The sequence below is a fragment of the Exiguobacterium sp. RIT594 genome, from assembly GCF_003339585.1.
In the GTDB taxonomy this organism is placed as follows: Bacteria; Bacillota; Bacilli; order Exiguobacteriales; family Exiguobacteriaceae; genus Exiguobacterium_A.
Genome location: NZ_QPKF01000008.1, coordinates 1 through 20,818, shown reverse-complemented (window position 1 = coordinate 20,818; position 20,818 = coordinate 1). Strand labels below are relative to the sequence as shown.

The 20,818-nt window shown below is 35.5% G+C and carries 26 protein-coding genes; 25 read left to right on the top strand and 1 reads right to left on the bottom strand.

Features of this window, described 5'->3' with window-relative positions; translation table 11 throughout:
• Positions 1-234: 234 nt before the first annotated feature.
• The 18 genes from DVG79_RS14955 to DVG79_RS14870 all read left to right on the top strand — a co-directional run bounded on the left by DVG79_RS14955 (position 235) and on the right by DVG79_RS14870 (position 14,739).
• Positions 235-654 (top strand): MerR family transcriptional regulator, encoded by a 420-nt coding sequence (locus DVG79_RS14955; protein ID WP_114597395.1) that lies wholly within the window; start codon positions 235-237, stop codon positions 652-654.
• A gap of 76 nt (positions 655-730) precedes the next feature.
• Positions 731-1,597 carry an aldo/keto reductase gene (locus DVG79_RS14950; protein WP_114597394.1) on the top strand — a complete coding sequence of 289 codons (867 nt, stop codon included), beginning with the start codon at positions 731-733 and terminating at the stop codon, positions 1,595-1,597.
• Positions 1,594-2,217 carry an NAD(P)H-binding protein gene (locus tag DVG79_RS14945; RefSeq protein ID WP_114597393.1) on the top strand — a complete coding sequence of 208 codons (624 nt, stop codon included), beginning with the start codon at positions 1,594-1,596 and terminating at the stop codon, positions 2,215-2,217. The genes DVG79_RS14950 and DVG79_RS14945 overlap by 4 nt, the downstream gene beginning before the upstream one ends.
• A gap of 362 nt (positions 2,218-2,579) precedes the next feature.
• Positions 2,580-2,972 carry a flavodoxin family protein gene (locus tag DVG79_RS14940; protein WP_199505871.1) on the top strand — a complete coding sequence of 131 codons (393 nt, stop codon included), beginning with the start codon at positions 2,580-2,582 and terminating at the stop codon, positions 2,970-2,972.
• A 16-nt stretch (positions 2,973-2,988) separates the two neighbouring features.
• Entirely contained in the window at positions 2,989-4,290 is a 1,302-nt protein-coding gene (locus tag DVG79_RS14935; protein WP_114597392.1) for an MFS transporter, read from the top strand.
• Between the two features lie 403 nt (positions 4,291-4,693).
• Positions 4,694-5,251 carry a recombinase family protein gene (locus tag DVG79_RS14930; protein WP_114597391.1) on the top strand — a complete coding sequence of 186 codons (558 nt, stop codon included), beginning with the start codon at positions 4,694-4,696 and terminating at the stop codon, positions 5,249-5,251.
• A gap of 9 nt (positions 5,252-5,260) precedes the next feature.
• A complete protein-coding gene (locus tag DVG79_RS14925) occupies positions 5,261-6,061 on the top strand; it encodes a ParA family protein (protein ID WP_026826935.1) in 801 nt (266 codons plus the stop codon).
• A gap of 12 nt (positions 6,062-6,073) precedes the next feature.
• Positions 6,074-6,349 (top strand): hypothetical protein, encoded by a 276-nt coding sequence (locus tag DVG79_RS14920; RefSeq protein ID WP_114597390.1) that lies wholly within the window; start codon positions 6,074-6,076, stop codon positions 6,347-6,349.
• Complete coding sequence (locus tag DVG79_RS14915; RefSeq protein ID WP_114597389.1) at positions 6,346-7,350, top strand: AbiJ-NTD4 domain-containing protein; 1,005 nt, start codon at positions 6,346-6,348, stop codon at positions 7,348-7,350. The genes DVG79_RS14920 and DVG79_RS14915 overlap by 4 nt, the downstream gene beginning before the upstream one ends.
• A 138-nt stretch (positions 7,351-7,488) precedes the next feature.
• Complete coding sequence (locus tag DVG79_RS14910; RefSeq protein WP_114597388.1) at positions 7,489-8,388, top strand: hypothetical protein; 900 nt, start codon at positions 7,489-7,491, stop codon at positions 8,386-8,388.
• 392 nt (positions 8,389-8,780) lie between these two features.
• Entirely contained in the window at positions 8,781-10,313 is a 1,533-nt protein-coding gene (locus DVG79_RS14905; RefSeq protein ID WP_114597387.1) for a primase C-terminal domain-containing protein, read from the top strand.
• Between the two features lie 61 nt (positions 10,314-10,374).
• A complete protein-coding gene (locus tag DVG79_RS14900; RefSeq protein ID WP_114597386.1) occupies positions 10,375-11,547 on the top strand; it encodes a PIN domain-containing protein in 1,173 nt (390 codons plus the stop codon).
• Between the two features lie 557 nt (positions 11,548-12,104).
• Positions 12,105-12,452, top strand: coding sequence for a hypothetical protein (locus tag DVG79_RS14895; RefSeq protein ID WP_114597385.1), 348 nt, complete (start codon positions 12,105-12,107; stop codon positions 12,450-12,452).
• 29 nt (positions 12,453-12,481) lie between these two features.
• Positions 12,482-12,787 carry a hypothetical protein gene (locus DVG79_RS14890; protein ID WP_114597384.1) on the top strand — a complete coding sequence of 102 codons (306 nt, stop codon included), beginning with the start codon at positions 12,482-12,484 and terminating at the stop codon, positions 12,785-12,787.
• A gap of 66 nt (positions 12,788-12,853) precedes the next feature.
• Positions 12,854-13,249, top strand: a complete 396-nt coding sequence (locus tag DVG79_RS14885; protein ID WP_114597383.1) for a hypothetical protein — start codon at positions 12,854-12,856, stop codon at positions 13,247-13,249.
• Positions 13,242-13,622: a hypothetical protein gene (locus DVG79_RS14880; protein ID WP_114597382.1), complete on the top strand. Its 381-nt coding sequence runs from the start codon at positions 13,242-13,244 to the stop codon at positions 13,620-13,622. Before DVG79_RS14885 ends, DVG79_RS14880 begins: the two co-directional genes overlap by 8 nt.
• Before the next feature lie 472 nt (positions 13,623-14,094).
• Positions 14,095-14,412: a hypothetical protein gene (locus DVG79_RS14875; protein WP_114597381.1), complete on the top strand. Its 318-nt coding sequence runs from the start codon at positions 14,095-14,097 to the stop codon at positions 14,410-14,412.
• Between the two features lie 33 nt (positions 14,413-14,445).
• Entirely contained in the window at positions 14,446-14,739 is a 294-nt protein-coding gene (locus tag DVG79_RS14870; RefSeq protein WP_114597380.1) for a hypothetical protein, read from the top strand.
• Positions 14,740-14,775: 36 nt separating this feature from the next.
• Here DVG79_RS14870 and DVG79_RS14865 read toward each other — a convergent pair whose 3' ends face one another.
• A complete protein-coding gene (locus DVG79_RS14865; RefSeq protein WP_114597379.1) occupies positions 14,776-15,801 on the bottom strand; it encodes a DUF4062 domain-containing protein in 1,026 nt (341 codons plus the stop codon).
• A 626-nt stretch (positions 15,802-16,427) separates the two neighbouring features.
• On the opposite strand from DVG79_RS14865, the gene DVG79_RS14860 reads away from it, so the two are divergent.
• The 7 genes from DVG79_RS14860 (at position 16,428) to DVG79_RS16110 (ending at position 20,703) form a co-directional block, all read left to right on the top strand.
• Positions 16,428-16,643, top strand: coding sequence for a hypothetical protein (locus tag DVG79_RS14860; RefSeq protein WP_114597378.1), 216 nt, complete (start codon positions 16,428-16,430; stop codon positions 16,641-16,643).
• Positions 16,644-16,777: 134 nt separating this feature from the next.
• Positions 16,778-17,227: a JAB domain-containing protein gene (locus tag DVG79_RS14855; protein ID WP_233494619.1), complete on the top strand. Its 450-nt coding sequence runs from the start codon at positions 16,778-16,780 to the stop codon at positions 17,225-17,227.
• Between the two features lie 67 nt (positions 17,228-17,294).
• Positions 17,295-17,609, top strand: a complete 315-nt coding sequence (locus DVG79_RS14850; protein WP_114597377.1) for a hypothetical protein — start codon at positions 17,295-17,297, stop codon at positions 17,607-17,609.
• 59 nt (positions 17,610-17,668) lie between these two features.
• Positions 17,669-18,250 (top strand): hypothetical protein, encoded by a 582-nt coding sequence (locus tag DVG79_RS14845; RefSeq protein ID WP_114597376.1) that lies wholly within the window; start codon positions 17,669-17,671, stop codon positions 18,248-18,250.
• Between the two features lie 305 nt (positions 18,251-18,555).
• Positions 18,556-19,791 carry a ParM/StbA family protein gene (locus tag DVG79_RS14840; protein ID WP_114597375.1) on the top strand — a complete coding sequence of 412 codons (1,236 nt, stop codon included), beginning with the start codon at positions 18,556-18,558 and terminating at the stop codon, positions 19,789-19,791.
• An 18-nt stretch (positions 19,792-19,809) separates the two neighbouring features.
• Complete coding sequence (locus DVG79_RS14835) at positions 19,810-20,370, top strand: hypothetical protein (protein ID WP_114597374.1); 561 nt, start codon at positions 19,810-19,812, stop codon at positions 20,368-20,370.
• 195 nt (positions 20,371-20,565) lie between these two features.
• Positions 20,566-20,703, top strand: a complete 138-nt coding sequence (locus tag DVG79_RS16110) for a hypothetical protein (protein ID WP_158537542.1) — start codon at positions 20,566-20,568, stop codon at positions 20,701-20,703.
• Positions 20,704-20,818: the final 115 nt, after the last annotated feature.

Sequence of the window (20,818 nt, the reverse complement as noted above, 5' to 3'; positions counted from 1 at the left end):
ATACTACATAATAGTAATCAAAACCTTTTTATATAAAACGGTGGTTTGATGTTTAAAAAGATAAAAGATCATAAAACTTTCTATTCTTCGAAAGATATAAAACATTCTTTGAATGGGCATATGAATAAAGAAATCGACCTTATAAGAATGCCGTTTTTAATTACAACTATGGTCTTGCGTTGGAGTTAGGTCAAAGGTTTATTATGGTTTATGAAAGGTAAGGAGGGATAATCGATGAATATCCAAAAGGCAGCTAAAATGTTTGATTTAAGTGTGGATACACTTCGTTATTATGAACGAGTAGGTGTTATCCCACCTGTTCACCGAAATGCTAGTGGATATCGTGACTATAAGACAAACGATCTAAATTGGATTTATTTAGCTAAGAATTTGCGTAGTGCCGGATTAACAGTTGAATCCTTAATTGAGTTTGCCCAGTTGGCCGAATTAAGGAAAACGCAAAATGTAGAAGAAGCTCAGAAGCAGATTTTATTTGATCAGTTGGAGGAGCTGGATAAAAAGTTATCTGTAATGCAAGAAGTGAGGGAGTTACTCGTTTATAAAATTGAAACGTATGACGAGCATATTGCAAAATTCAAGACGGGTGAAATGTCAGCAGATCAAGCCGAAAAATTGTGGGAGTGGAAAAAATAAAACGTTTCCCTTGCTATGGACTTAACTCGAAGGTTTAGGATAAATAATGTAATCGAAATTAGAGGAGGACATCAACATGCAAACAATCAAATTAAATAATGGCGTGGAAATACCACAATTAGGGTTTGGCGTTTATCAAATTCCATTGAATGAAACAGCTGAAGCAGTTTATCAAGCAATCAAAGTAGGATATCGTTTAATCGATACGGCTTCTATTTATGGAAATGAAAAAGAGACGGGCGAGGGAATTAAACGAGCAATTGACGAAGGGCTTGTTACACGCGAAGAACTTTTCATCACCTCTAAGTTATTTATTTTACAAGCACCGGAATCTAAAGCAACTGAAACGATCGAACACTCTATTCATACTATGGGGTTAGACTACCTTGATCTTTATCTTATTCACCAACCGTACGGTGATGTTTATGGAGCATGGAGAGCAATGGTTGCAGCACAAAAAGCGGGTAAATTGCGTGCGATTGGTGTTTCAAATTTCAAAGCAGCTAAGATGATTGAATTCATTGGGCTGAATGAAGTGAAGCCTCAAATCAATCAAATTGAAGTGAACCCTTGGAATCAAAGAATGGAAGATCAAGAATGGCATGAAAAATTTGATGTACAAGTAGAGGCTTGGGCTCCTTTTGCAGAAGGACTTCACGATCTATTCACAAATCCTGTATTAGCAGAAATCGGAGAACAGTATGGCAAAACTATTGGACAAGTTGTGCTTCGCTGGTTAATGCAACGAGGAATTGTCGCACTGGCTAAATCTGTCCGTCCGGAACGAATGGCTGAAAACATTGACATCTTTGATTTTGAACTTTCAAAAGAAGATATTGAAAAAATAGCTGCCTTAGATATGAAAGAATCAGCTTTCTTTGATCATGATGCGCCACAACAAGTTGAATGGTTTATGAATCGTATGGTGGAAACGGAAAAATGATAAAAAATATCCTAATCATTGGTGCAGGTGGACAAATTCCAGAAGTGTTGATACCACTATTGCTAGAACAAGCTGATCTAAACGTAACATTGTTTGGTCGGCGGGCAACTAGTCTATCCTATCCGGCCGTGACAAAGATTTCTGGTGATGCAGGGAATGTATCAGAGTTGGTGAATGCCATGAAAAACCAAGAAATTATCTATATGAATTTTGATAATAAAAAAATAACAAGAGCAGTCATTGAAGCCATGCATCAAACTGGCGTTAAGCGTATTATTCAAGCCGGTGTATTAAGCGTGTACGGCGAAGTTGCGGAACCTTTTGCCACATGGAATAGTCGAATGATGGGCGGATCGGTTGCTCATAACCGTGGAGTAGAAGCACTTGAAGCAAGTGATTTAGATTACACGTATATGCGGATGACTTGGTTATATAACGGCAAACGAAAGGATTATGTCGCAAGTCCAAAAGGCGAACCATTTTTAGGCGCTCAAATTACAAGACAGGCGATTGCTCAATTTATTATCGATAATATTATAGGTGAACGAAACGATGTCCGAGCAAGTATCGGATTATGGGAACCTGGATCAGAAAATAAACCGAAACCTGATTTTTATTGATGGATGTAAAACAATCAGTAAGATGAATAGAAAAAACTGTGACATAGTCCATTATTGTACTATGTCACAGCCTTTTTATAGAGGTGGAAATACGGTACAAAGGTGGCGATTTAGATAATTAAGAAACAATACATTTTCTTGCTAATAACAGTTGTATGCGTCATTATCTTTGGGGTCATTCTTCTATCAAAAACAATAAATGAGAAGGAAAAGGAAGGAACAACTATAAAAAATTCCAAAACATTGATTGTCTATTATTCAAGGACGGGGAATACTAAGGCAGTTGCTGAACTTATCAAAGAAAAAGTGGGGGGGATCTCGTACAGATTGAAACAAAGGAGGAAAGACCCACGGATTACAGAATGGAAGTAGAACAGAATGCACAAGAACAAGAGGTTGACACCCTACCAGAATTAAAAACAACCATTCCTAACTTTGAGAACTATGATCGTATTTTTATCGGAACGCCCACATGGAACATGGCTTTACCTCAATCAGTAGTTTCATTTTTAAATGGTTATAATTTCAAGGGGAAAACAGTGATTCCATTTAACACAAATGGCGGTTACGGTCCTGGCTCAACCTTTAGACAGATAAATGCCGGTACTCAAGGAGCGAAAGTTCTAGACGGATATACTGTAAAAGGGGGAGAAGAAACCAACGGGATCATACTTGCAATTAAAGGTGAAAATAAAGCAAAGGTATCAAAGGAAATCGATGTTTGGCTAGAGAAAATCAAACAATTAAAGAGATAGAAAGAAGTTAGAAAAGTTGAATACAGAAAAATTTGGGGCCATCTTACCAATTACATTACTATCTTACTTTTTAATATTAATGGATAACTCGATTATCTTTACTAGTTCAGTTGAGATGGGAGAAAGCCTGGGCTTGTCTGCCGCAGCGCTCTCCTGGGTATCGAGTGCATATACGCTCACATTCGGAGGCTTCTTACTTCTAAGTGGACGGCTTTCTGATTTGTTTGGAAGAAAACGTGTTTTTTTGTTTGGGCTGTTCATCTTTGGATTCAGTTCACTAATCATAGGTCTATCAAGAACACCTGAGATGGTGATTGCGATGCGTGCGATTCAAGGGATTGGTAGCTCGATTATTGCACCTACAACCCTTGCCTTGATCATAGATGCGTATCAGAACAAGATGAGACAGCGTGCTATTTCTTATTATGGCGCAACAGCAGGAATTGGTTCGAGTGTCGGTTTATTGGTTGGCGGTGGATTGACTAGTTTGATTTCTTGGCGGGCCGGTTTCCTGATCAATGTACCGTTCACGCTTCTTCTGTTTTTCTTAACTGTAAGGTACGTAGAAAATTCAGAACGACAAAAAGAACGCATTGATTATTTAGGTAGTTTATTATCAATCACAGGGCTAATTGGTATCATATATGGATTGGCAGAAAGCAAAGGTGTATTCGTCATTGGCGGTATGTTTATCTTAGGCTTATTCATCTTATGGGAAAGAGGCACTCCATATCCCATTTTGCCATTATCTCTCTTTAAAAATAAGATACGATCTGGTGCCTATGTCACACGGCTTCTATTTATGATGGCAATGTTGCCATTCTGGTTCTTTTTGCCGCAAATGATGCAGAATCAATATGGCTTTTCGGCCTTACAGTCGGGTTTGGCATTTTTACCTCTGACAATCGTCAATTTTATCATAGCCATGCAATTACCACGATTAATCTCAAAATTCGGGAATGGGAAAGTTTTGCTTATCGGTGAGGTGATATTAGTAACTGGGTTGATTTTACTTGCGTTCTCTAATCCAGCCAATGGTTATTGGCGTACTATTCTCATTCCTATGCTGATACTGGGATTGGGGCAAGGACTGATTTTAGCACCGGTCACCTCAGCAGGCGTTCATGAAGCGCCAACTGAACTGGCTGGTATTGCGAGTGGGGTTACAAATACCATGCATCAAATCGGAGGACCGATCGGCTTATCTTTAATTCTCTCGACTACTAATGAGTTTTCTAACAAAATTTGGTTCATGACGTTGTTTACACTTATTTCTATACTGGTGGTTTCTATTTTTGTGACTCAAAAGAAGTATTGATTACTTTCGAACAGAGCAAAAATGATTAAATTAATAATTAAGAAAAAAACCTACAGTTATTGAAACTGTTACCTATATGACAAAAAGATGAACTAACACTTCACCTCTAGGGGAGAGAACGCTAAAAAAGCAATCTCTCCCTTTCAATTTTTCAAAATCAATTTAAAAAAGTTAAATACTGATTTTCTCTAGAACTGAAAATCAAAAAAACATTATATAAAACGGTCGTTTAATATAAAAAAGCAACATACCGATAAATTTAGTATAATAAGCAGGAAAGTCTTATATTTTCTCGTATATTAATCAACATCTATTTATTAAGTTGATTTAACGTTTTATATAAAAAAACCTCGCTACGAGATCGTTGTTTGCTCGAGCAAACAAAAAAACAGGAGGTGTCTAGATGGCGAGCATTGGATATGTCAGAGTATCGACCATTGAACAAAATTTAGAGTTGCAGCTTGATGCAGTTAAGGCGGCCGGCTGTGAAAAGATTTTTGAAGAAAAGAAGAGTTCAGTAAAAGAACGTCCCGAGTTTGAAGCTTGTTTAAATTATTTACGTCCTGGAGATACCTTGGTTGTCTGGAAATTAGATCGTTTAGGTCGTCAAACTAAAAAATTACTCGAGTTATCAGAATGGTTAGAGGAGAACGGTATAGGACTGAAAATACTTACTTTAGGCGTTGATACAAATACACCAGCTGGTAAGCTGTATTTCACGATTATGGCAGGTCTTGCAGAAATGGAGAGGGAATTAACAATTGAGCGAACTAAAGCAGGATTAGCTGCAGCAAGAAGTAGAGGGAGAGTCGGTGGTAGAAAACCGATTGATCAATCAGTCATTGATAAGGCTAACATGATGTTTGAGGCTGGAATGACTGTAAAGGACATTTGTAATGTCTTGCCACTCAAACCACCTACGTTCTATAAGTACCGCCAAAAAAAAGCTGAGGAAGTATGAGGTGTAATGATGCCTGGAGAAGTAATTGCAGTCATAAGTAATAAGGGTGGGGTATTGAAAACCTCCATGACGACAAACCTTGCTGGTCAACTCTCTTTAATAGATAAAAAAGTCTTAATCGTGGATATGGACATACAATCAGATGTGGCCGTGACGTTTGGTCAAAACCCGGATCTGTTAGAAGAAGATGTGGAGTTTTCTTTATATGATGCACTCATTAAAGGTGCCGATCCTAAAAAGGCGTTAGTCAGTGTTGATAAGAATATCGATCTTCTAGTTACAAATGATGATATGCTCTCATTTGAATTCGATGTATTGTTAGATGCAAGACAATTTCCTACACAAAAGCGATTTTCATTACTCAAAGAAGTGATTGAAAAAATTAAGATGGATTATGATTATGTATTAATCGATACACCAACAAGTTTCGGTTTAATACAAGGAAACATTCTAGTAGCGTGCCAGGATATGATTATTCCATTCCAACCCGAAAAATATGCTATGCGATCATTACAGAAAACCTTGAAGATAGTGAATGATTTTAAGAGTCAAATGAATCCTGAGTTACGTGTGCGAGCGATTGTCCCTACACTAGTAAATCAAAGAACGCTTTTACATAGAGGGATTATGGAGCTACTACAAGACTATGCAATGAACTCAAAAATAAAGGTTACTAAAACGTTTATACCGACAACAATTGAGTTTGCTTCTAGTGTTGGTTTTGATCAAAGACCATTGTCTCTAGCAGCTCCTACTTCTAAAGGCGCAAAAATATACAGTGAATTATTAAAAGAATTGAAGCTTGGATAAGGAGACTATGAAATGAGTAATAAAGAAAGAAAGCTAAAGGGTTTTGATGAAGTTGCTAAAGATCCATTTGATAACACTAGCAATAACAATAGTGAAAATGTGAATAATAGTACTCTTAAAGAAATCTTGAATGCTAAAAGAAGTAATACAGTATATACAGGATTTTATATCGAAGAAGATCTATCAAAAGTTTTGAATAGTCTTCAACAAAGAGGGCAACGGGGAGTAAAGTCTGCTACAGTAAACCTTGCTTTAAGAGAGTTGTTTAAGAAAGAGGGCTACTTATGAGTAATAACGGTAGCACAGGTAGAGAACTTTATTCGGAAAGAATGTTTCCTACAAGTTTTGATGTATTAAGATATGAAGTGATACCAGAAAAAGCTAGAATTCAAATTTTTCAACACTTTAATAATTTAATCGATGAATTACCCTCAAAAAATGAACCGTATGTATATCGTGATGCAATTTTTAATAATGCAATGAAAGATATACTATTGAGACGTGGAGTTTTAGATTATGTAGAACTTCTACCTTCAGGAGTTTATTCAAATGTAAATTATCTTAATGGTGATAATAATCTTAGCAAAATAAATGCCTTACTAAGTAGAGTTGAAAAAGATTTTTTCTTGCTTCTTATTTTTGCTGATGAAAAAGATTACTTATTGATTCTAGATTTAATTGAAATATTATCTTATTGTGTTGCTGATCTTTATTTAAAGTCTTCATCTGAAAAGATAGATCAAGCTATTAATAATGTGTTCAGAAAAAACGGTATAGGATACGAATTAGTCAAAAACCAAATTATTCACAAAGGCAACGAAGTTGTTCATAAAGAAATCATCAGACCTTCTTTGAACTTCTTATCCGATTCAGGTTACTCTGGTGCAAATGAAGAGATGTTACAAGCCTTTTCCGAATTTAGAAATAATAATTTTAAGGGTGCTATTCATAATGCTAGTAAAGCCTTTGAAAGTACGATGAAGATAATTATAGAAAAAAATAACTGGGAGCTAATTAATCCGAATCCTCGTCAGCCAGTGCCTTCTTTAAATAAGGCGACAGCTCATGTGCTTATTGCTACAATTGCTAATCACTCGCAAGTTGAAAGTTTCCATTCAAATGCATTGAGAAACTTAAGAGATACGTTACAAACGTTAGCAAACCTAAGAAATAGCCACACAGGTCATGGGCAAGGATCGGTAGTTACTGAAACCTATATACGACACTGTGAATTTGCTTTGCATACTGCAGCTGCAAATATTCTGTATCTAATTAAAACATTCGACTAAAAAAAGAGGCTAAAAGCCTCTTTTTTTAGAATTATATGCTAGCACTAATGCTATTGCTAATAGTAAAGGATTTTATTTTTTGTTGTTTATTTTGTAGGTATTTGTGATATAATTAATCATAGTAAGAGAGGTGATTGTATGAAGCGTTATAATTTTTATGTATCAAAATCTGTTAATAAAGATTTCCAGGCGAAGAAGTTTGGGCGACAAGGTAGCAAGCAACTTCGAGAAGTTCTTGATAAAGGATTGGATAAAGCTCAATTAATTAAATACATTCGTGACAATAAAATGAATGACAAAAACGATGTAGAAAAAGAAATTAAGTTACTAACTTTAACTGAATTTCAGAGTAAAGAAATTGATGATCTTTGTGATAGTTTAAAACAGATGGGTTTAAATGCTAACAGATCTACAATCATCGAATATCTTCTTACAGTCTTAGAACCTAAAAGGCAAAAAGAATTAAAAAAGCGCATGTATTACGTACCAAAAGATATTTTAGAGTTATTGGATGTAGCTATAAAAAAACAAACTACAACGTTAAACTCTAATGGAACCTTTGTTCGAAGAAAAGACGAGATCATTCGATTTATAGATGAAGGTCTTTACAAGCCCTTAGAGAGTTTAAGAGAGTATGAGTTATACAACCATTGGTCAGATGAGAAGCATCAATTACAGCTTGTTTTAGACATAGATACTGATGAATATATTGGAGAACAATCTGTTCGACTGTTTGGGAATGATGAATCCAAGGATCGGATTAAAATTTTATGCGATGTATTCAGACAGTATGTTAAATACACTGAAGAAGACACTATGAGTAAAATTAGAGAGGTGAAATTACTAATGCATAAAGCAATTGAACGCTCTGTTGATCTTGTAGGATGGAATGAATCGAAAGAAATTCTTAATGAAGTTATGGAAGTATACGAATTAGAGGGAGGTCAAACTATGTATCCGACAGGAAAAGAAGAGTTGATTTATCCAGGACACGAATCAGAAGTGGAATACAATACTGATAACACTGATAAAAAATAATCTTGTTCTGTATAGCATTTCCGAGTATTGTTAATGTAATGCGAATAATTATGGAATATTTTTTACAAAGGAAATTACAAAAGAAACGTTTTCTGATATATAAAAGCTAAAATTGAATAAAGGAAAAGGACCTGAATCAAAGATTCAAGTCCTCAGAGAACATGCATACCCACTCAATTGTCTTTGGCCGGACGGGAGATGAATTTGCTGTTCTAATTAACATACTTATGACCTCATATTAGCATGCTTAAACATGTCTGACAAGGTTATAAGTATAAAAAGCGTGACCTCCAATATACGGGTGTGCATGTTCTCTGTTGCTTTTACTAAAAATCAACGGGAGCAGCATACCCTTTTTGTGTGCTCTTCTTACTAGTTGGAGGAGAAGTCTGATGAACTCGAGTCTTTCTAAAAGTCCTGTAAGACAGCATTCGTATTTAGAACAAGAAGTTCTAGAAACTATTTTCGGTCGTGGAATTGGATTGTACGATAACTATGCCAATAACGTACCGAGATCTATCAAACAGAAGTGCGACTTTGAGTTGAAAACTCAAGGGAGTATACGGGTTGCTTACAGTAAAGAAAGTATTTTTGACCTCTCTTTAGGAGGTCAAGATATTGCACGAAGTATCCAGGGTGTTTTGCACTACCATAACAATAGCCACACTGGAGTAACCCATTTCACTCCAAATACATATTATAAGGCTGTAAAGCCATCTGACATAGCAGATGAAAACTTAAGACGAGTTAGAACATTTGGTTTTGATATCGACCAAAAAACGTCGGTACAACAAATCTTGTTTGCTTTCGAAGTAGCAGGAATCCCATGTAAGCCGACGTTAATTTTAAAAACTCCAAAGGGAGTGCAGTTTTTTGTTGTGTTCGCAAATAATGAAGCTTGGTATGGTTCAACTGCGGCTGTTCAATATGCAAAAGCCATTGGAGAAGCAATACGCTCTTCTTTGTATGAACAAGGATTACAAATTGACTTGAACAATTCACTTTTTGGATGGGCGCGCTTTCCAAGAGAAGAAACAATTATGTACTTTGAAAAGGAAAACGTTTGGTTTAAAGATGAAGCTACTGAATGGTTTAAAGAATTAGGTCTTAAGCGTGGTAATGCAGCAGTCAATGGATCTTGGTTAACTAGTAAGGCTGGACGTGCTCTTTGGAATATGGACGAAAAAGGAACTCGTAACATGGCAGCGTTTGAATTAAGTGTTATGGCTAAGAGAGATGGATATGAGTTACAGGAAACACTTTTGATGATGAAAGAGCGAAATGCAGTAGCTACCTATCCTATCGGTAACAAAAGACTTGAGAAAGCCGTAAAAAGCGCATATAAGAAAGATTACTTTGTAAGACCAGATGTAGTTGAAATGATTTGTGGTGTACGTCCGCAGTTACGTGGTTACTATAAACACAAAAAATCAAAAGAAGAACGTGCTTATGAAAAAATAGAAGAGCTTGTAGAACGTACTATTGATCACCTTGAAAAAAGGTTGCCCGTTGGGGAGGGGAGTAGTCTATCCATTAGTGCCTCACAACTTGCAGAAGAAATGAATCATGAAAAAGCACAAGTCAAAAGTTTGACTCGTGCTTTTAAGAAAGTCTCAAAATCTAAATTCATCATTCGTAAAAAAAGAGATTTAAAAGGTAATGTAATGAAAGGAAGATACGCTGGATTTGTTATCTATCGGACCCAGGACTTCATGCTGCAGATCTCTAAACAAAAGAAGAAGATTCAATTACCTGGAGACACATATAATGCATTTTGTGCATTAGAAGAAACAAAAGAATACACTTCGAAATTAATGTGTCAATTGCCAAAACACTTAGGAACCGTATCGCGTTCTTGGGTACTAGGAGAAGTGTATAGATTAGGTATATTCCCGGGTCCTGGTTTATGGTGGATAATGGAATGATGTATGTTCAGGTTTATAATATGTTTGGTAATTGAAATAACATCTAGGAGGATTATATTAAATGATTATTTATATTGACAGCAACCTTTTGTATAGTGATCCATATCTATCTTCAAGTAGATCAAGGGCTATTCTAAATAAGGTTAATGCAACTGGTGGTAAGCTGAAAATTCCATTAGTAGTGCATGCAGAAACACTAAATAATTTGTTAAAAGAGGTATCAGAGATAAAAGGATCGTTTTCAAAAAATGTAAAAGAGATATCCAAAATGTTAACTGGTAGTGGTCTTCTTGAATCTATGGTTATTCCTTCTTTTGAGGAAGAAGATATTAGAACAAGTTACCAGCAACGCTACCAAGATTTGATTGAAAGTGGTTATGTTGAACTTATAGATCATAAAGCGATGAATCCAGAGGAATTAATTGATGATTTATTATATAGAGCATTGAATCACATTAAACCTTTTGCAGCTAAAAAAGAAGAATTTAAAGATGCGGTAATTTGGAAAACAGTGATAAGCGATATTATTAATAATAAATATTCAGATTGTATATTTTTAACTAATAATACTAAAGATTTTTATAATGATGATAACTCAATTTTGCATGACGATTTATTAAAAGACATTCCAGATTCAGTATCCTTAATAACTTATAAAAGTATGAATGATTTACTTTCTTCTGATGAATTTACTTTAGAACAGGGAGTGCGTGATGGTTCAGTTGTTACATCATCATTTGCTACATCTAGAGAGCTAATGAAAAAATTAGGTGAAGTTATCGGTAACATTAATAAAGATTATTTGCTAGACAAATTAAGAAATGAGTATTTGGAAGATGTTCAAAGTGATTTAATGTTGATATTTGATCATCTATCCAATGAACCTGAAGGTTTCGAAAGTTACTTTCCGCTAATTGCTAAAGACCTTACTCGATATCTCAAAATGCGAGTAGAATCAAATTATTTTATGGATCACGTTGCTTTAGATATAACAGATCTAAATAATTATGAAATTATTTTTGATCCTAATAGTAGAGAGGATATCGTAATTGTTTGTGATTTAATTGTTGTACCTAAATTAAAACTCTTAAAAGATGTTTATGCAGAACGGGAACTTGAAACAGCTAAATTAAATATTAAAATGTCGTTTGCGATTGATATTGATGAAAAATTATCAGAATTTAATATTTCTTTTTGTCTTCCGGTAATTTACAAAGAACCTCCTTTAGATTAGGGCTCATAGAAGGTCCTGTAGCGCATATACATGCTGACAGGACCTAACTACCGCTGATGCCTACTCCGGCCGATAACGACGTTTCCTAAGCGCCACTGGGCGCTAGGATCCGTACGTTCCTGTCCATCGTTTAACGGCAGCCACGGAGCGTAAGATCAAGATCAAATGCGTTATGCTAGCACTAGTGTTAACGCTAGCATTAAAAAGAGGAAGTCCGGCCAACGCCGGACGAGAACATTTTTCCGATTTGCCCCTCGGAGCGTACACTTCACTGACCAGGGCTGGCGATGTAGGACCCGAGCCTCCGCTTCGCTTCTCGGGATCCTCCAACCCCTAGACCTGGACTCCTCATCAAGGGACAAAAACTTTGTATTATTCTCTGAAGATCGGAGAATAAAAGTTTTCTCAAGAGCTCCCTTGACACGTCGTAGGCAGCGAGTGTCCGCATTCGGTGTCAAATCGGCAAAAATAAGCCTTATTGAGGCTTTTGACGCCCCGAGGAGACAAAGACGAAAAAAACCAAGTTCGAAAACATCAAAAACGAAAAGAGGAAAAGCATGAACCTTAAAAAGCTATCAAAAGATTTACAAGATGAAATCGAAGAAATTTACAACATGACGTTCACTTACGAAAATTTATCTCAGATTCATGTTCGAGAAGTAGACAGAAGTAAGGAGTGTGGAAGTATAAAGCTAATGTACTCTGACATTAAAAACGAGACAGCTTCTACATTGGATTATCAGTACGACGAAGAAGAAGAGACATTCGAAAGAAGACTAATCGTAAATTATTTAGAAGGAGACTGGTCCACTTTATTAGATCAAAAGTTAAAAGGGATAGATCCTGAAGACCTTTTAAATGACCTTAAATCTGTATTTAGTTTAATGACACTTACCCCGTACTAAAATCACTTATCTAATTGGAGGAAAACAAAATGATGCATGCTACTGTTACCGTAGGAATGAACACTAAAAAAAATAGTAAGTCGATTCAAAGAAAGCAATATTTCACTTTACCACATCAAAAAGAAATGTTTTTCAATGCTTTAGAGAGCTATGGTATTAACGATCAGATGGATCCAGTAAATTTAGAAATTAAAAAAGAAGATGTGCTGATTGAGAAGTGGTCCAATGTTACAGTAGACTATCGTGATTTAGAAAAGCTAAGTAAAGACGTGTACTGCTCTTCTTCGCTAAACGAAATTACCGAACATCTCGAGATGTTTTTAGAAAGTATTTAACGTTTATCAAAGTATTAATGCTAGCAATAGCGCTAGCATTAATACTAATTTTAAGGAGGTTATTATATGAGCGATTCAATTAATTTTAAGGTTTTTGTAGGGCTAGATATAGATATCGAAGTGAGCAAGCTTCAAACTTATATTCATCCAAACTCAAGTAAACTTCAGATTTTGCAAGGGCTTCAAGAAATCATTAAAGAAGAGTTAGCAGCTGAAGCAAACTGTAACGTAAGCAGTCCAGGTCCAACTATAATGCATTTCTATGATACTCATAACGAATTAGAACATTTCACTGATATTCTAGAATCGCCTAGCTCGACAATATGCAATCTAAATAAGGTTAATCCTGACTTATATCCGGTTCTAAAGCATTTATCAGAGTGCGACGCTATGATAGAGATTGAAGATCCAGAGGATCCATATATGGTGACTTTAAGTGAACAGGAGACTGAACATGAATAATACAACTTTGATGAATATCATAAACAAATTATGTACAGAGACAAATAATAGTAGAGAACGTCGGATAAGCGTTTCCGTACAATTAGGTGTCCTTAGAAATGCATTTGGTTTAAAGAACGATGATCACTTAAAAACTAAAAGCGATCACCGTCTTCAACCAGTTTTGTCTCAAAAGGAAATTAAAAATGAGGCACTTTGGTATAGTGAAAATTTTCAGCTGCAGCAGAAAAATAATCAACACGAAAAGCTAAGGGAAACGTTTGTAAGTCTTTTAGCAACAATCGATGCAATTGAGATCTTCGACAAGGATTTAGCACTTAATATCAAAAGTGAATTGAACACAATTCTCCGTACTGGAGCAACAGTTAGGTAAGTCGAAATAAGAAAGGAGAAAGTAGCTTTTGCTACATTTCTCTTTTTCTTCGAAAGGAAGTAATACTACGTATTACTATTAAATTGATTTTTCGCACGCATCGAGCGTGCGTTTTATTTTGGGCTATTCGTTTTCCAGGATGATGTTTCAAAAACAAAAGCATAGGACCCCTGTTCTTGTCACGTTAGTTCACTATGATTTTGTGGCAAGGGTGAAAAATAAACCCTTCATTCCATGATTTACAAGAACCAGGAAACTCCTCGACCTCATGCGTCGTCAAAAATTCTGATAGCTACGCTAGATTTTTGACTCCTCTGATCCCCGGAGTCTCACTGAACCTAATAAATATTCCAATCAGTTACGCTAAAGCGTATTTTTTTTTGCACTTTTCCTTGCCAAAAAATCATCACGTTCACTCAACAGACTTCGAACAGGGGAGATGGTCCTCGAATTTACAAAAGGAGTGAATCATATGTATTCGTCGTTTGAACATCTAAGAAGTGAAATTTCGCAAAAGCTCATCTATGAATATGGAGGAACTGGTTATCATGTCGATAGAAAAGGTAAAAAAATCTCAGTGAATTTTTTAGGTAATGATTATCTGTTTCATGTCACAGATTTTATTCTTGAATCAAATAGTAAAGTGAATGTCATTGATGACATTTTTAATTGGGAGCTTGAGCGAGTAACAACACATCAATATGAATCAGTATCAATTGATAATGTTCAAGAACTCCTTATTAATATTTGGACAAAAGAGAAGAAAGGAAGAACTGATTTACTAGCGTAAGTGCTAGTAAATCAGTTCTAAGGAAAACACACTATGAATCTATTAGAAGTCAGATATATCATCGGGAATGAAGAAGTAATTGAAATACAAACTGAAGAAGATTTTCTTCAGTTTGTAACTCAACTTTGTTGGGAGAAGTTTCAGTGGACGCCTTTACTAGAAATTTGTGATGGTGTAATTTTTCCTCACTCAGAGACATGGGGAAAAGATTATTATTCTAAAGATGGTAATGAAGAATGGCTTCAACAAAATATTGATATTGAGAATGACTCTGATGAAATATTCTTTGAAAAATTGAAAAAACTTTTAAAAATTAACTCAAATTAAAAATAGAGAAGACAAACTTTAAAACTAAAAACACTTTTAAAGTTTGTCTTTTTCTTGGTTAAGAGCTATGAAAAATTTTAATCCTTGTCCAGTTACTCGATACACTAATGAAACTGAGCCATTAGAGTGTGTTGTCATAATTGAATTAACTAAATGATTTGAACTTAAAAATCCAATTAAATTTTGTGAAATGTAATATCTCAATACATCATCTGGAGATTCACGATTAGTAATACCTGAAAAAATTTCTTCCTGCACCTGGGCAATTTTGAGGACGGATAGCATATCAGTAAAGGAAACACTTAATCCTGTATAGGGTGCTAGTTCTCTAGCAGAAACCATGGTCAATGAAGCTACATCCATCATACTTGAAAATTTTATGTTGGATTCTTTCAATATGGATTCTTTCTCAGGATTAGACGAACGGTTAAGAATGTGATTTTCCTCCATTAATACTCTGGCCTCGTATTTCAAAGTAGCTATTGTACCTTTTAATTCTTCAATTTGTCGCATCAATGAAAGATTATCAGCTGATGGTTCATTACTTCTAACCCATCCATCAATATTGGAATCTTTCTCAAAATTTATCAAAGACCCCATAACAGCACCGTCAATTTGATAAATGCTGTCTAAATATCTTACAATACTACCTGTTTTAGTTTGTTCTACGAATGCAGCATGTTTTTCTATATTAATAACTTCACGAAAATCATCCATTGGACGATCGAATTGATTAAATTTATCTTTAATCATTTTGTCAGTTAGAATCAATGTGAAAATCGGCATTTTTTTCTCTAAAGCATATTCATATTCCAAATGAGTGTAACTTTTTTGAGAAGCCGGATCTAAAGAACCGTAACGTCCTCCTAGAATAAGCAGAAACACGTCTGATTCATCAATCCACTGTCTAATTACCTTCATCTGATCTTGATTATTTGCTTTGAAAAGTTCCATTCCAGCAGGTATATGGTTTGAATCTAAAACAGCTGTTACAGCTCGTTGTCGTTCTTCAATCAAGTCTGTATAAGTAGATGATATAAATACTTGAAATTTCTTTTTCAACTGGTCTTCCTCCTAAAAGTTCATACTTTAAATAGTAACATTTATTGACTACAGATATTTAAATATTTGGGCTCATAGAAGGTCCTGTAGCGCATATACATGCTGACAGGACCTAACTACCGCTGACAGCCTGCTTCGGTCGATAACGACGTTTCCTAAGCGCCGAGGGCGCTAGGACTCGTACGTTCCTGTCCATCGTTTAACGGCAGCCACGGAGCGTAGATCAAAGTCAAAAACTTTAATGCTAGCACTAGCGTTAACACTATCATTAAAGAAGGAAGTCCGGCCAACGCCGGACGAGAGCATTTTTCCGATTTGCCCCTCGGAGCGTACACTTCACTGACCAGGGCTGGAGATAGAGGACCCGAGCCTCCGCTTTGCTTCTCGGGATCCTCCAGCCCCTAGACCTGGACTCCTCATCAAGGGACGAAAACTTTGTATTATTCTCTGAGAATCGGAGAATAAAAGTTTCCTCAAGAACTCCCTTGACACGTCGTAGGCAGCGAGTGTCCGCATACGGTGCCAAACCGGCAAAAATAAGCCTAGTGAGGCCTTTTGAGCGCCCCGAGGAGACAAAGGCGGAAAAACCAAGTTCGAAAACATCAAAAACGAAAAGAGGAAAACCAATGAAAAAAGTTCAAGAGATTACAGTCTTAGGATTTATCAATTATTGTTTGAAAGCAGATTATGAATCACTAAAACAGTATTTATGGTGTACTCAAGAAATATCTGAAAACGAAGAAGATTTTTTAGACAAGATTGAAAATATGCTTAATCTGATTGCTGAAGCAAAGTTAGATGGAACGTTTTTCTTTATCGACGAAAATGAAATAAATAACTAATTTTAGTTTAAAAATAGTGTAAAATTTTACTTTTGGTGTTATAATAGATATAGGAGGTGAGGGAGGGAAAGCTTGTAACACCAAGAGTTCTACCAAATTCGAAGACATAAAAAACGAAAAGAGGAATGTCATTTATGATGCTAGAGTCAGTCGTAGAAGTAGTTAGAATTGTTCAAGAAACTAAGGTTCGAAAAGGACGAATTGCTACTCCGATTAGTAGCCCTAACGACGTCGCTAATTTAGCTTCGTTTTATATCGGTGATGAAGATCGCGAAGTTCTACTAGTAATCGGTTTAAGTACCAAGAATAAAATTAATATGGTTAACAGAGCGCATATGGGATCGCTCAGTTCTTCGATTGTGACGCCTAGAGAGGTTTTCAAACCTCTTATTCTCAATAACTGTGCTTCATTTGTAATCTGTCATAACCATCCGAGCGCCGATTTAAGACCGAGTCATGAAGACATTCAGTTAACTAAACGATTTGCTGAAGTCGGGGAATTGATGGGCATTAAATTGTTAGACCATCTGATTGTAAATAATGAGACAGGCTTCCTTTCTTTAAAATCTGAAAGATTGTTCTAATAACGAACGGTGAGGAGTAAAATCCTCACCATCCTATTATTACAAAAGACAAGGAGATGACGAAGCAATGAGTAAATTAACTGTCGATGAATATATGAAGATGCACAACGTAAAAGATCATCATGTGTTAAACGATTTAACTAAATTAGGAAGTCCCTTGATTGAACTAAAAACATACGGTGAATTCTATGATTCATATGGAGAATCAAAAACAAAAACGGAACGTCTTTTTTACTTAACTTGTAAAACAGCTAAAGGAATTATTGAAAATGTTGTTGCTACCATGAGGTCCGAATTAGAAGAATGGACTTACGATGAAACCTGGTTAGTGTATCGGATTGCGAAAGATCGAAAGCTTTTAGTTTCTGAAAAAATGATATAAGGAGACTTTCCGAGGCAATGCCTCGGAAAGCTTTATATTAATAGACGGGAGACATGGAAATGAAGACTTGTATTTATTGTGGTGGGAAGGTTGAACTGTTTTCAGGTGAAATATACAAATGTTCATTTTGTAACGTCAATCTTGGCCCGAATAGTCCCTATGGTGAAGTAGGGGAGGACGGTTCTCGACCTCAAATAAGTGGGTTTAAGACAGGAATTATCTTGAGAGATGAAGATTATTTAGCAGAATTAACAATTAATGAATTATTAAATACAATGACTTTAAGCATGATTTACTCTATTTTAAAGGAAATGAGACTAATCCGTTCTGATTCATATCTCCTTTTAAAAAATGCAAAAGATTTTTTGAAGGAAAATAGTAATAGTTTAACAGCAAAAAAAATACTTGAGTTCCAAGAGTCAATTGCTTCTCAGGGAGAAACTTATGAGTTTTGGACAAGAAAAATGTGGATGGTTGAAAATGTTTGTATAAAGAAATTTGGTTACTGTCCTGCAGCTATTCAAGAAAGGACTTTAGATCAAATGGAACAGACTACGATTAAGTTATCCAAACGATCTATGAAGATCAATAATACTACAGCAAATGTAAATTACGTTTCACGTGAAACCGCAATTTGTTAAATGCATGAAATGGTATTGTTTTTAAGTTAATTTTGTTAAAATGAATACATGAGGAATTAAAGCTCTTTTCGCTTTAATTTTTTCGAATTTGGTTAGAGTATTCTTGCGGAAACAAGAATACTCTTTTTTTAATGTAATTTTAATTTAATTTTAGACTTAATTTAAACTAAAATTAAAATTATTTTTAGTTTAAATTAAACTGAATTAGTGTTATAATTTACTTGTAAGCGAATGAAGGCTATTTAATAGTTTAAAAAAACTATTGATAGTTTATTTTTAAACCAAATTCGAAAGGGGTCATTTATATGACATACTCACTAATTACAGGATTGGATACTGGAAACACTAGCACTAAGACTAGCTATATTGATTCGAAATCGGGTGATATTGTATCTTTTCCGATTCCTTCAGTAATTGCTCCAGCTCCTCCAAGTGTGATCGAGTTACATACTGAAGCAAATAACCATAAGATTAATCCAGAAGAAATGTTACACGTATATATTGAAACAGACTCGCTTGAACAGCATCAAAGAAAGAGTTACTTCTATGTTGGTCAATATGCTATTGATAAAGCAGACATGCAACAACCACAAATCGATACTGACAAACATAATAGCTCTCTTCATAAGATTGTGTCCTTAACGTCATTAGCTGTTGCAGCCTTAAAGGATAATATTGCAAGTCCTGAGAATGAAATCGAAGTTGAAATCAACTATTCTGGTGGGCTTCCTATTGAGGAACATAAAAAAGTAGGCCAGAAACCCTTAGAAGACTTAAAGGGGAAGCATAAAATTCAGTTTTTAGATGGTCCTGCTAAAGGGAAGACAGTAGTATTAAATATCACAGGTGGAAAGCTTCGGGTTGAGGGGGCGACTAGTGGTGTTTCCCTATCATTCGATATTCAATCTAATGAGCTTGTTGCTACAAAAGACCAAAATCTCCTGACTTCACCTGAAGCGAATTATATTGTTGCGGATCTTGGAGCTGGTACGTTAGATGAAGCCCTATATGAAAACAGTCAACTCAATAAAGTAGCATCAAGAAACGTTAATCTTGGTACTAACACATATGTTGATCAGTTACTTGAAAAAGTGCTTGAACTACCTGAATTTGAACCGATTATTGAGGCGTTGAAAGCAAACAATCAGGATGGTAAACCATACCGTACTCGTGAAGAGTTCATGAAGCAAGTGATTTATCCAGGTGTAAAACTAGCTGTTGAAGGAAAAACACCTAAATTTACTGTATCGTGGGGACGCAAACGAAACATTGACTTTACTAAGCAGACATTAGAAATAATGGAAGCGTACGCTTCAGATGTAATGAAAGAAGTAGATTCTTACTGGAGTGTTAAAGGTGTCAACGCAGAGCACTTCTATTTAGTTGGTGGTGGCGTTCTCTTTGGATATGAATTCTTTAAAAATGAAGAAGATATCAAGTTACCGGATGCATCTATCATCTGGGAATCACCTTTCATCACGAGTCGTGCTTACTTGATCGCTAACTATTTTGAACAAAAACTAGCAGGTGCTGTGAATTAACTAGGGGAGTGAATCGATATGGCAAGATCAAAAAATCATAAGCCTGGTCTATCACCAGGAGAAGGTTTGACGTACACACCTAGTAACGATGCGACTTATACAGAAGCATTTAACGATTACTTGAAAAAGCGCAATATTAACCGAAATCAGGCAATTGGAGAGCTTATTACAATAGCTCTCCAAACGCTTAAGGATTCATATGATTTACCAGATCCAACAGCAGTACACTATATGAATAATCAAGTTCCGATTTATCCGTCACCGAATTTAATAAATCGTTCTCAGGAGCATCCTAAATCTACATCTAAAATCATTGAAGAAAAGCAAGATAATGCTATCAATCCCTTAAAACAAGAGGTTTCCAGTGAAGATATTCCCTTAGAAAAGGCGATTGAGAACAAACGAAAAGTACTATCTGATTTCATTAATACTGTTTCTACTGAAGAAAGTACTAAAGTTAGCTCTAGTAATAAGGACGAACAAATTGAGCCTACTAAATCTGAAGAAGTTCAAAATGATCCAAAGAAGAATAGTACAGATATAAATAATCTTGCTCTTATGTTGAAGGGTATGGAATAAGCTTTTACAAGCAAAGAGTTTTATGGCTCATAGAAGCGTCTGTAGCGCATTTCATGCTGACAGCCGCTAAATCTACCGCTACTGCCTTATTCAAGCCGATAACAACGATCCTATACGCTTATAGCGTAGGATTCGTATGTTCCTGTCTTTCATTTGACAGGCAGCACGGAGCGTAAGAGAGGAGAACAGTACTACATGGGAGTTGTTATTTACGCAGCATCAAGATTTACAAATAAAAAGAATACTGTAGCAAATAAAGTCGATTCGAATTTGCTGGAGACAATGTTTAAACAAATCGAAGAGATTAAAAAAGTAGAACAAAAGAAATCATAAAAAAACGCTTATAGCGTTTTTTTTTTGTTCAAAATAATAGATCAATCAAGGTTTTTCAATTTTATTGTGATTGAACATTATAAGATCCAACTAAAAATAATTATTTAACAAGTAC

What these genes read in the sequence shown, in the direction of transcription:
- DVG79_RS14955 (WP_114597395.1), top strand. Translation starts at nt 235, where the DNA reads ATGAATATCCAAAAGGCAGCTAAAATGTTTGATTTAAGTGTGGATACA.
- DVG79_RS14950 (WP_114597394.1), top strand. Translation starts at nt 731, where the DNA reads ATGCAAACAATCAAATTAAATAATGGCGTGGAAATACCACAATTAGGG.
- DVG79_RS14945 (WP_114597393.1), top strand. Translation starts at nt 1,594, where the DNA reads ATGATAAAAAATATCCTAATCATTGGTGCAGGTGGACAAATTCCAGAA.
- DVG79_RS14940 (WP_199505871.1), top strand. Translation starts at nt 2,580, where the DNA reads ATGGAAGTAGAACAGAATGCACAAGAACAAGAGGTTGACACCCTACCA.
- DVG79_RS14930 (WP_114597391.1), top strand. Translation starts at nt 4,694, where the DNA reads ATGGCGAGCATTGGATATGTCAGAGTATCGACCATTGAACAAAATTTA.
- DVG79_RS14925 (WP_026826935.1), top strand. Translation starts at nt 5,261, where the DNA reads ATGCCTGGAGAAGTAATTGCAGTCATAAGTAATAAGGGTGGGGTATTG.
- DVG79_RS14920 (WP_114597390.1), top strand. Translation starts at nt 6,074, where the DNA reads ATGAGTAATAAAGAAAGAAAGCTAAAGGGTTTTGATGAAGTTGCTAAA.
- DVG79_RS14915 (WP_114597389.1), top strand. Translation starts at nt 6,346, where the DNA reads ATGAGTAATAACGGTAGCACAGGTAGAGAACTTTATTCGGAAAGAATG.
- DVG79_RS14910 (WP_114597388.1), top strand. Translation starts at nt 7,489, where the DNA reads ATGAAGCGTTATAATTTTTATGTATCAAAATCTGTTAATAAAGATTTC.
- DVG79_RS14905 (WP_114597387.1), top strand. Translation starts at nt 8,781, where the DNA reads ATGAACTCGAGTCTTTCTAAAAGTCCTGTAAGACAGCATTCGTATTTA.
- DVG79_RS14900 (WP_114597386.1), top strand. Translation starts at nt 10,375, where the DNA reads ATGATTATTTATATTGACAGCAACCTTTTGTATAGTGATCCATATCTA.
- DVG79_RS14895 (WP_114597385.1), top strand. Translation starts at nt 12,105, where the DNA reads ATGAACCTTAAAAAGCTATCAAAAGATTTACAAGATGAAATCGAAGAA.
- DVG79_RS14890 (WP_114597384.1), top strand. Translation starts at nt 12,482, where the DNA reads ATGATGCATGCTACTGTTACCGTAGGAATGAACACTAAAAAAAATAGT.
- DVG79_RS14885 (WP_114597383.1), top strand. Translation starts at nt 12,854, where the DNA reads ATGAGCGATTCAATTAATTTTAAGGTTTTTGTAGGGCTAGATATAGAT.
- DVG79_RS14880 (WP_114597382.1), top strand. Translation starts at nt 13,242, where the DNA reads ATGAATAATACAACTTTGATGAATATCATAAACAAATTATGTACAGAG.
- DVG79_RS14875 (WP_114597381.1), top strand. Translation starts at nt 14,095, where the DNA reads ATGTATTCGTCGTTTGAACATCTAAGAAGTGAAATTTCGCAAAAGCTC.
- DVG79_RS14870 (WP_114597380.1), top strand. Translation starts at nt 14,446, where the DNA reads ATGAATCTATTAGAAGTCAGATATATCATCGGGAATGAAGAAGTAATT.
- DVG79_RS14860 (WP_114597378.1), top strand. Translation starts at nt 16,428, where the DNA reads ATGAAAAAAGTTCAAGAGATTACAGTCTTAGGATTTATCAATTATTGT.
- DVG79_RS14855 (WP_233494619.1), top strand. Translation starts at nt 16,778, where the DNA reads ATGATGCTAGAGTCAGTCGTAGAAGTAGTTAGAATTGTTCAAGAAACT.
- DVG79_RS14850 (WP_114597377.1), top strand. Translation starts at nt 17,295, where the DNA reads ATGAGTAAATTAACTGTCGATGAATATATGAAGATGCACAACGTAAAA.
- DVG79_RS14845 (WP_114597376.1), top strand. Translation starts at nt 17,669, where the DNA reads ATGAAGACTTGTATTTATTGTGGTGGGAAGGTTGAACTGTTTTCAGGT.
- DVG79_RS14840 (WP_114597375.1), top strand. Translation starts at nt 18,556, where the DNA reads ATGACATACTCACTAATTACAGGATTGGATACTGGAAACACTAGCACT.
- DVG79_RS14835 (WP_114597374.1), top strand. Translation starts at nt 19,810, where the DNA reads ATGGCAAGATCAAAAAATCATAAGCCTGGTCTATCACCAGGAGAAGGT.
- DVG79_RS16110 (WP_158537542.1), top strand. Translation starts at nt 20,566, where the DNA reads ATGGGAGTTGTTATTTACGCAGCATCAAGATTTACAAATAAAAAGAAT.